This window comes from Corallococcus llansteffanensis, assembly GCF_003612055.1.
Taxonomy (GTDB): domain Bacteria; phylum Myxococcota; class Myxococcia; order Myxococcales; family Myxococcaceae; genus Corallococcus; species Corallococcus llansteffanensis.
In genome coordinates this window covers 1-10,123 of the sequence record NZ_RAWB01000368.1, presented here as the reverse complement: position 1 = coordinate 10,123, position 10,123 = coordinate 1, and the positions used below count along the sequence as shown (strand labels likewise).

The 10,123-nt window shown below is 72.6% G+C and carries 4 protein-coding genes; 2 read left to right on the top strand and 2 right to left on the bottom strand.

Annotated features, from left to right (window positions below; all coding sequences use genetic code 11):
- Together D7V93_RS28465 and D7V93_RS28460 are read right to left on the bottom strand one after the other, a co-directional pair.
- The coding region (locus tag D7V93_RS28465) for a CHASE3 domain-containing protein (protein ID WP_120646380.1) at nt 1–2,119 on the bottom strand (2,119 nt) is incomplete at its 3' end.
- A gap of 161 nt (nt 2,120–2,280) precedes the next feature.
- A complete protein-coding gene (locus tag D7V93_RS28460; protein ID WP_120646379.1) occupies nt 2,281–3,186 on the bottom strand; it encodes a phosphatase PAP2 family protein in 906 nt (301 codons plus the stop codon).
- A gap of 235 nt (nt 3,187–3,421) precedes the next feature.
- Between D7V93_RS28460 and D7V93_RS28455 the strand changes: the two genes are divergently transcribed.
- Nucleotides 3,422–6,658, top strand: a complete 3,237-nt coding sequence (locus D7V93_RS28455; protein WP_120646378.1) for a PD-(D/E)XK nuclease family protein — start codon at nt 3,422–3,424, stop codon at nt 6,656–6,658.
- A partial coding sequence (locus tag D7V93_RS28450) for a UvrD-helicase domain-containing protein (RefSeq protein WP_120646377.1) occupies nt 6,655–10,123 on the top strand: 3,469 nt, incomplete at its 3' end. The genes D7V93_RS28455 and D7V93_RS28450, both read left to right, overlap by 4 nt.

Here is a 10,123-nt window from a genome sequence, read left to right as displayed (position 1 = left end):
GCGGCAGGACGAGGGTGAAGGTGCTGCCCTCGCCCGGGGTGCTGCGCACGGTGACGTCGCCGCCCAGCAGGCGCGCGAGGTCGCGGGAGATGGACAGGCCCAGGCCTGTGCCGCCGTACTTGCGGTGGGTGCTGCCATCGGCCTGGCGGAAGGCCTCGAAGATGACGTCCTGGAGCTCCGGGGCGATGCCGATGCCGGAGTCGCGTACGGAGAAGCCCACGAGCCCCGCGCCCGCGGTGGAGAGGGTGAGGGCCACCTCGCCCTGGTCGGTGAACTTGAAGGCGTTGGCCAGCAGGTTCTTGAGCACCTGGCCCAGCCGCTGCGGATCCGTCTCCAGGGTGGGGGGCACGTCCGGCGCGACGGTGCAGGAGAAGTGCAGCGACTTCTGCTGCGCCACCGGCTGGAAGGCGCGGTCCAGGCCTTCCACGAAGCGCCGCAGGACGACGGTCTCCGGCTGCACCTCCACCTTGCCCGCCTCGATGCGCGACAGGTCCAGGATGTCGTTGATGAGGGCGAGCAGATCATTGCCCGCGGCGCTGATGGTCTCCGCGAACTTCACCTGTTCGGCGGTGAGGTTGCCCTCCTTGTTGTCCGCCAGCAGCTTCGCGAGGATGAGCGAGCTGTTGAGCGGCGTGCGCAGCTCGTGGCTCATGTTGGCCAGGAACTCCGACTTGTAGTGGTTGGTGCGCTCCAGCTCGGTGGCCTTCTGGGTGAGCGACACCTGCGCGAGGGCCAGGGCATCGCGCTGGTTCTCCAGCAGCCGTGTCTGCTCCTCCAGCTGGGAGTTGGTCTCCTCCAGCTCCTCCTGCTGGGTCATCATCCGCGTCTGGGATTCCTTGAGGACGCGGCTCTGCTCTTCAATCTCCTCGTTGGAGACGCGCAGCTCCTCCTGCTGGGCTTGCAGCTCCTCGGCCTGGCGGCGCGTCTCCTCCAGGAGCTGTTCCAGGCGCGTGCGGTCGTGCGAGCCGCGCACCGCGACGCCGATGGACGGGGACACCCGCTGGAGCAGCTCCAGGTCCGACGGGTGCACCGGGTGGAGGAAGCCCAGCTCCACCACCGCGTTGACCTGCCCGTCCGTCTGGATGGGGGCGATGAGGACGTGGCGGGCCGGGCCGTGGCCCAGGCTGGAGGAGACGGGCAGGTAGCCTTCGGGCACGTCGCGCAGGTGGAAGACGCGGCCCTCCTTGAGGGCCTGGCCCACGAGCCCGTCGCCCGCGCGCAAGAGGTCGCCCTTCGCCTCGAAGTCCGCGGGCAGCGCGTAACCGGCGACGCGGCGGAAGCGGTGGGTCGCGTCCGCGAGATAGAGCGCGCCCACCTGGGCATCCAGCGTGGTGGCGAGGACGCGCAGGATGTTGTCGCCCAGCTGCTCCAGGCGCTGCTCGCCCTGCATGCCCTGGGAGAGCGCGTTCTGTCCGGCCTGGATCCACGCCTCGATGCTCCGGGTGCGGAAGTCGCGCGACGCGATGTAGCCCGCCATGCCGATGAGCCCGAGCAGCAGCGCGGAGCCGGCCCAGGTGACGAGCAGGAACAGCTGGGAGGACGCCTGGAACCCGGCGTTGCGCTCGGCGAGCAGCCTGCGCTCCTCCAGCTCCATCTCCTCCACGGTGTCGCGGATGTCCCTCATCGCGGCGATGCCGCGGTCCTCCTTCACGATGGCGATGGCCTCCCGGCTGTCGCCCCGCAGCTGCAGGTCGATGGTCTGCTGCAGCTCCGCGAGCTTCACCTGGATGGAGGACTCCAGCCGCGTCAGCCGCTGCTGCTGGGGGGCGTTGTCGGCGGTGAGCTCCTTCAGGTGTTCGAGCTGTGTGGGGAGGGACTTCTTCGCGCCGACGTAGGGGTCCAGGTAGCTCGCGGCCCCCGTGAGCAGGAAGCCGCGCTGGCCCGTCTCCGCGTCCTTGAGGGTGGACAGCAGCCCCTCCAGGCTCTCGACAACCTCCAGCGTGCGCGTCACCAGCGCGCTGGCCTCGGTGCGCGTCCGCAGGGTGCGGTAGGAGAGCAGGGCGATGACGAGGATGGCCACCGCCGCCAGGGCGAAGCCCGCGAACGTGGCGGGAGGCAGCGCGGGGCCGAAGCGCGCGACGCGCCGGGTGTCCTGCCCGGAGGGCGGGGTCAGGGGCATGGACACCGCCCCACGGCGCACGGGAGGAAGACGAGCAGGATGGAGCGCACGGAGGGATCCGTCCGACGAAGGTGAACGGATCGCCTACCATGTCGGGCCCCGGGGGGCCGGGAGGGACTGGAGCGAAGTGTCGGCTGGTGCGCGCCCGGGTGACTCCGCGGCTAGAAGGCGCCGGACACGCCCACGACCTGCCGGCCGACCGAGGGCGTGAGTGACAGGGAGGACTTCCGCGCGGCGTTCGGCTGGGTGTCGTCATCGATGCGGCCGTGCAGGAGCAGGGGCACCGCGACGCCAAAGGCGGTGCCGAGCACGGCGCCGGTGAGCACGTCGGACAGGTAGTGCTTGTCCGCGCCCATGCGCAGCATGCCCACGGAGGCGGCGAGCGGCAGGCCCACGCCCCAGATGAGGCCCTGGTGCTTGTAGCCGCGCATCGCGGCGACGGTGCCCGCGGACACCACCAGGGAGAAGGCCAGGTTGGTGTGCCCGCTGTAGAAGGACAGGTTGTTGTCGTTGGGGTGGGCGGTGAGGCCCTTGTCTTCGTCGGACAGCACGTGGACGAAGGGCCGCTCGCGGCCCACGGTGAACTTCACCGCCTGGTTGAAGACGGAGGCGATGACGGCGCTCTCCACCATGATGGTGGCGTCCTGGGCGAAGAACTCGGCGGACGCGCCGCTGCTGCGGCCGGCGGCGTACTGGACGCCGAGGACGCCCAGCGGCAGGCCCGCGAACCCGATGACGTTGCTCCACGTGTCCGCGCGCTTGCGGGACTCGGGGGTGTTGCCCGCGAGCCCCCGGCCCCAGCGGTCCAACCGGTTGAGCGTGTCGGTGCCATCCGGAGCGCGGTCGCACCAGCGGCACTGCGCCGGGGCCAGGTTGTCCTTGAACACGGTCTCGCTGGAGATCCACAGCGCGCCCGCGGCGCCGGTGATGACGCCGTCGCGGGTCCAGTCGAAGCGCAGCGCGCGGGGCGCGTCCGTGGTGTCGGCGGTGTCCTGGGCGAGCGCGGGCGACAGCGGGGCCAGGAGGACGAGCCAGAGGGCGGTGAGGGTCCGGAAGGGGGCGGTCATTGGGGCGGCGGAGCATAAGGGCGCTCCGCCCCTTCACTGCAATCCCCGGTGGCTTTGGCTCAGTCCCGAAGGACGGGCGGACCTGCGCCGTTCCGGGTCGGATGTCGGGACTGCGTCTTCGGACTTCCCGGGTCTTGGAGGGCAGCAGGCGGGCGGCCAACGGGCCAGGGTGTGGGAATGGGCTGAAAGGAGCATGAAAACGGCGCCCCTGGCCGTTCTAGAGTCCTCGCCCCGCATGCCCCGCCCTGGCCGCACACTCCACGTCTTCCCTGATGCCGCGCGCCGTCAGGCAGCCCTGCGGGCGGAGCGGCGTGCGCGGGGGATCGCGGTGGGGACCCACCTGCTCACGTGGGACGACTTCGTCCACACGCTGGGAGGGGCAGGCGAGCTCAACCGGCGGCCCTGTCCGGCGACGGCGGCCCGCGCGGTGGTGGCCGGGCTGGGGACCTCGCTGGGGAGCACGCCGTTTGGCGACTACGTGCGCGAGCCCGCGTTCGCCCGGGCCGCGGCGGAGGTGTTGCTGGACCTGAAGGCGGGCCGCCTCTCCGCGCGCGAGCTCCAGGACGCCGCGGAGGTGCTGCCGCCGGAGCGCCGCACGCGCGTGCGGGTGCTGGCGCGGCTCTACCACCTGTACGAACAGCGGCTGGCGGAGCTGGGGCTCGCGGACCGCGAGGACGTGCTCCGGGGCGCTCGCGAGGCCCTGGACCGGGGCGCGTGGCCCGCGGGTTGGGACGGCGTGACGGGGCTCGTGCTCCACGGCGTCTACGACGTGCGACCGTCGAAGCTGGAGCTGCTGCTGGGGCTCGCGGCGGCGTGCGAGTCCCGCCGGGTGTTGCTGCGCGTGGAGACGCCGGTGGGCGGTTCGCCCGTGGCGGACGCGGCGCTCGCGGCGCTGTTCCGGGCCTTCGAGAACCGGGGCGAGACGATGCCCCACGTGGACCTCTTCAAGGCGGACGTGACGTTCGAGGGCCGGCCCTTCACGGACCTGGGGCGGCACCTGTTCTCGCCCCGGGCCGCGCGCGACGTGCTCAAGGACGCGGTGCAGGGGCTGTCGGTGTGGAACGCGACGTCCGCGCGCGAGGAGGCCCGCGTGGTGGCCCGCGACGTGCGGCGGCTGATGGCTTCGGGCAGCGCGCCGGGCGACATCGCCATCGCGTACCGGGACCTGGGCCCGGAGGCGGGCTGGCTCGCGGAGGCGCTGGGGGAGCTGGGCGTGCCGGTGCGTCTGCCCTGGGGCGAACCGCTCGCGCTCGCGGGCCCGGTGCGACTGGCGCTGGAGCTGCCGGTGCTCATCGAGGACGGCTTCCCGGCGGAGCGCGTGGCGGAGATCGTCGCCAGCCGCTACGTGCCCTCGCTCTCCCGAGGAGGCCCGGACGCGCCCGCCGCCCTCTTCGCGTTGGCCGCCGCGCGGGATGATCGGCTGGGCGCGACGCGAGGTAAGGGCGCCTACGACGTGCGCCTGGAGGGACTCGCGCGCCGGTTGCAGGCCCAGGGCGGCAGGCACAAGGAGGACGCGGTCCGGGTCATGGCCGTGCGCGCGCTGCGCGACCGGGTGATGCGGCTCATCGATGAATGCCGCCACATCCCGCAGGAGGGCTCCGCCGCGGAGCTGGTCGCCGCGTGGTGGAAGGTCGTGGAGCGGCTGGGCCTCCTGGACTCCGCGGGCCCGCGGGAGCGGCGCGAGGAAGGCACCCTGGGCGCGCGCATCGAGGACGCGAGGGCCCGGGACGACGCGGCGCTCGCGGCGTTCCGTCAGCGGATGGAGGACCTGCTGCGCTCGCTGCGCGCGGTGGGCGGTGGGCCGCGCATCACCCGGCGCACGCTGGGCCGGTGGTTGGCGGACACCCTGAAGGACACGCACCTGCCCGCGAGAGGACCCACCGCGGGCGCGGTGGAGGTGTTGGACTTGCGCGAGGTGCCGGGCCGCACCTTCCGCCACCTCTTCGTCGCGGGGCTCACGGAAGGACGGCTCCCGGGGAGGGACCCGCCGTCGCCGCTGCTGGGCGACGCGGAGCGCGTGGCGCTCAACCAGCACCTGACCCGGGACGTGTTCCGGCTGACGGGAGGCGAGTTCGACGAGCGCGCCCCGTGGCGCCTCACCGAGGACCGGCTGCTGTTCGCCAGCGCGCTCGCGGCGGCGGAAGCCACGCTGAGCCTGTCGTTCGCGGTGCAGGCGGCGGGAGGCCAGGAGCAGGTGCCCTCGGCGTTCCTGGAAGAGGTGCGGCGGCTCACCGGCCGTCACTGGGCCACGCGCGCGCTGTCGCCGGTGCTGCCGCTGGATGAGGTGCTCACGCGCGCGGAGCTGCGGCGCACCGTGGCGCTGGAGGCGCTGGCGTATCCGAAGCTGCGCGTCACCGAACCGGATCCGGCGGGCCCGCTGCTCAAGGAGCACTTCGCGACGGACGACTGGTTCCGCACCGCGCGCGAGCTGGCCCACATGGAGGCCGCGCGCCTGCGCTTCTTCGGCAGCGAGGAGGAAGTGCCCGGTGAGTTCACGGGCGGCGTGCAGGGCGCCGAGCTGGAACAGAAGCTGCGGGAGACGTTCCACTTCGGCCTGGAGCGTCCGCTGTCCGCGAGCGCCCTGGCCCGCTTCGGCAACTGCGGCTTCCAGGGCTTCGTCGCGTACGGGCTGAAGGTGGCCGAACCCGTGGTGCCCGGCGAGGAGTTCGACGCCCGGGGGCGCGGCACCTTCTGGCACCGCGTGATGGAGGAGGTGTTCCAGGCGCTCAAGGACCAGAAGCTGCTGGGCCAGGCGCCGGAGGACATCCCCAAGGAGGTGCTGGAGAAGGCGGTCAAGAAGGCCAGCAAGCACTTCGAGGAGCTCCACCACGTGGGCCACCGTGAGCTGTGGAAGCTCGCGGGAGAGAAGGCCCACGCGATGGTCCGGCGCATCCTCACGGATCAGCGCCGGGGGCTGCCCTTTGATCCGCTGGTGCCCGAGGGCTTCGAGCTGAAGTTCGGTCCCGCGGCGAAGGACAAGCGCTGGAGCGACGTGAAGCTGATGGTGGCGGACGACGCCATCATCTTCGAGGGTCAGATCGACCGGCTGGACACGGCCGGCGTGGAAGTGGGCGTCATCGACTACAAGACGGGCAAGCTGGACAAGCGCACGCTGAAGGAGAACCTGCTGCGCTCGGACTTCCAGCTCCCGCTGTACCTCTACGCCGCGCGCGAGAGCGGCCACGTGGGGGCACGCAACGCGGCGTGGTTCTCGCTGCGCACGGGCGCCACCATCCACCTGTCGGACGTGTTGCCGCCCGCGGAGTTGGAGGACCTCCTGTCCACGGACCCCGAGGTGCGCCAGCGCGTGGCGGATGCCCAGGGGCTCAACCTGCCCAACGCGGTGGAGACGCTGGTGAAGCGCCTGCGCAAGGGTGACTTCCCGGCGCGGCCCAACGACTGCGGACGCTGCGGCTACCGCGCGGTGTGCCGCATCACCGAACGGCGCGTGACAGAGGAAGGGAGCGGATGAGCGACACCGCGCCCCACATGCTCGCGCTGGAGCGCAACCTGGCCCTGATGGCGGGCGCGGGCGCGGGCAAGACGTACAGCCTGGTGACGATGACGCTGCACCTCTTCGCGGGCGCGCGAGAGGCGGTCCCCGCGCTGCGGCCGTCGCGGCTATGCATGCTCACGTTCACGGACAAGGCCGCCGCGGAGATGCGCCGCCGCGTCCGGGAGCGCCTGGACGCGCTGGCCCAGGGCGATGTCCCGGCGGACGCTGAGAAGGACCTGCGGGCGTCGCTCGCGAGGCTGGAGCGCCCGTTCCCCACGCAGGACGAGTGGCGCAAGGTGCGCGAGGAACTGGGCGCCGCGACGGTGGGCACGTTCCACTCGCTCTGCGGTCAGCTCCTGCGCCGCGCGCCGCCCGCGGTGGGCATCGATCCCGCCTTCGAGGTGCTGGACGAGCTGGAGTCCGCGGGCCTGCTGGAGGACGTCACCGAGCGCGTGGTGCTGGACGCGCTGGAGGGAGGCGACGCGCGGGTGCGCGAGCTGTGCGCGGAGCTGGGCTTCTCCGGTTCGGGCTTCTCCGACGGGCTCGTGGCCGCGCTGATGGACGTCTACCGCACGCTGCGCGAGGAGGGGCTGAAGGCGGCGACGGCGCGCGTGGGCGATGGCGTGGCGGACAAGGCGCAGCTCGAAGCGCTCATCCAGGACTGCCGCCGGCTGTGCGCCGAGGCCCGCGCGCAGGACACCAAGGTCGAGTGGAGCCCGCTCCTGTCCGCGTGCGAGCGGGCGCTGGAGGGCATGACGCCCGACACGTTCCTGAAGACGGAGCACTTCCCGACGCTGCGGAACGTGCTGCTGTCGGAGCCGCGCAACCTGGCGAATCTCCGCAAGGGCGCGGGCGCCTGCCTGAAGGAGCTGCTCTGGAAGGTGAAGGGCAAGAGCGACGGTTCGGTGCGGCGACTGGAGGATGCCTACTCCGCGTGGCGCACGGCGCCCTTCGAGGAGACCTTCCGCGACCTGCTGGGCCAGTTGGAGACGCGGCACGACGCGGAGCTGTCGCGGCGCAACGTGTTCGACTTCACCTCGTTGCTGGTGAAGGCGCGCGACCTCCTGCGCGACCATCCGGAGTTCCGCCAGCAGGTGCAGGAGCGGTTGGGCGCCTTGCTCGTGGACGAGTTCCAGGACACCAACCGGCTGCAACTGGAGCTGGTGTTGCTGCTCGCGGAGCGCCGTGAAGGCGGGCCGCGCGAGCTGACGCCAGACGCGGACCTGGTGGCCGCGCTGCCCCTGGAGCCCGCGTTCCTGTGCGCGGTGGGTGACCGCAAGCAGTCCATCTACGAGTTCCGTGGCGCGGACGTGTCCGTGTTCACGGTGCTGGCGAAGAAGATCGAGGACGAGGGCGGAGCGCGCGGCTTCCTCCAGCACAACTACCGCTCACTGCCGGGCGTGCTGACCTTCTTCAACCGGGCCTTCGCGGGGCTGCTCGTGGCCCGTGAAGCGACGCCCCGTCCGTTCGAGGTCGTCTACGACGCGGCGACGGACGACCTGTCGCCCACGCGTCGGGACCTGGCGGAAGGGCCGGTGGTGGAGCGGCTGACGCTGCCGGAGGCCGACACCGCTCCGGAGCTGCGTGAGCACGAGGCGGACGCGGTGGCCCGGAGGTTGCGGGTGATGCTGGCGCCCGGCGCTCCAGCGACGGTGATGGCGGAGGACAAGAAGGGCCTGCGTCCCGCGCGCGGCGGCGACGTGGCCATCCTCTTCCGGACCTTCACGCACCTGGAGGAGTACCGGCAGGCGCTGATCCGCCACGGGGTTCCGCACCGGGTGTTGCGAGGCCGGGGCTTCTACGGGGCGCAGGAGGTGCGCGACCTCGCTTCGCTGCTGGCGCTCCTGGCGGATGCGGACGATGCGCTGGCGTTCGCCGCGGTGCTGCGCTCGCCGCTGGTGGGCCTGTCGGATGCGTCGCTGTTCCGGCTCGCGGGGGACCTGCCGCTGTCGCTCGGCTCGCCACGGTTGGTGGATGAACAGGTGCGCGCCGCGATGTCCGCGCGCGAACAGGCACGGCTGGCGCGCTTCCTGGAGCTCATCCCCGTGCTGCGACGTGAGCGGGACCGGCTGGGCGTGCACGCGCTGCTGCACTCGGCGCTGGAGGCGACCGGGTACCGCGAGGCGCTGGCGGGCTCGCCCTACGCGGAGCAGGCGAGCGCGAACGTGGACAAGCTGTTGTCGCTGGCGGCGCGCAGGGACGAGCGCGGTACGGGCGGCTGCGTGGCCTTCGCGCGCGAGCTGCGCCAGTTGGCGGACTCCGACCCCAACGAGGCGCAGGCGGACCTGATGGACGAGGGCGACCCGCGCGCCGTGCAGCTCCTCACCATCCACCGGGCCAAGGGCCTGGAGTGGCCGGTGGTGGTGGTGCCCGGGATGGGCGGCCGGCGGCGCACCACGTCGGCCCGCGCGTACTTCGAGCGCTCGTTCGGCCTGGCGCTGCGCCCCTGGATGCCGGACTCGCTGGACACCTTCACCTCCGAGCGCTTCGAGGCGGTGCGCGCCGAGCTGAAGGCCCGCGAGGACGCCGAGTACCTGCGCCTCCTCTACGTGGCGCTCACCCGCGCGAAGGACCTGCTGGTGCTGTCGGGCGGCGAGGAGAAGCGCGCGGGCACCGATACCTGGTGGCACCGCATGGACCGGCGCCTGGACGCGGATCCGGACCTGCGCGCGCTGGCTGTCGACGTGGACGTGGAGCAGTTGCCGCCGCCCGCGGATCCGGAGCCGCCCACCGAGGAACAGGTCGCCCAGGCCCGGGCCCGCATCGAGTCCGCCCTGGAGCGCGTGTCCCAGGAGTCCTTCCACGACCGAACCGATGGATCCGACGCGTTCGAGGACACGGCTCTTTCCGACACGCCCGTGGTCGCGTCCGTGCGTGCGGTGCAGGACTTCCTCACGTGCCCGCGCCGCTACCACCATCTCCACCGGCTAGGGCTCGCCGTCGGGTCGGAGCCGTGGGAAGCGCCCGCGCAGGCGTCGCCGCTGCTCGTGGAGCCGGAAGGATGGCTGCCCGTGGAGCGTCCGGGCCAACTGGTGTCGCGGCTCCTGCGTGACGTGGACCTGTCACTGGCGGGGCCGGACGCGGGGGCGTCGGAGCGACGCGCGCACCTGGAGCACCTGCTGCGCGGCGCCGGTCGTGAGCCGGAGGAGGACGACCTGGGCGACGTGCTGGCCACGGTGGAGCGCTTCCTCGGCACGGACTTCGCCCGGCGGCTGGCGGCCACGCCCGCGTCCACGGTGCACCGGGGGCTCGACTTCGTGTTGGACCTGGAGGACGGCGCCTCCGTGGAGGGCGTGGTGGACCTGCTCTGGGAGTCGCCGGAGGGCGAGGCCGTGGCGGTCCTCCTGCGCCCGGGCGCTCGCCACCCCCTGGGCCCGGCCGCGTGTGCGCATGAGCTGATGGCCCTGTCCCTGGCGGCGGCGCGGATGGTGCGGGACGGGG

Excerpts from the sequence above, each read along its gene's own strand:
- D7V93_RS28460 (WP_120646379.1), bottom strand. The coding sequence starts at position 3,186 with ATGACCGCCCCCTTCCGGACCCTCACCGCCCTCTGGCTCGTCCTCCTG.
- D7V93_RS28455 (WP_120646378.1), top strand. The coding sequence starts at position 3,422 with ATGCCCCGCCCTGGCCGCACACTCCACGTCTTCCCTGATGCCGCGCGC.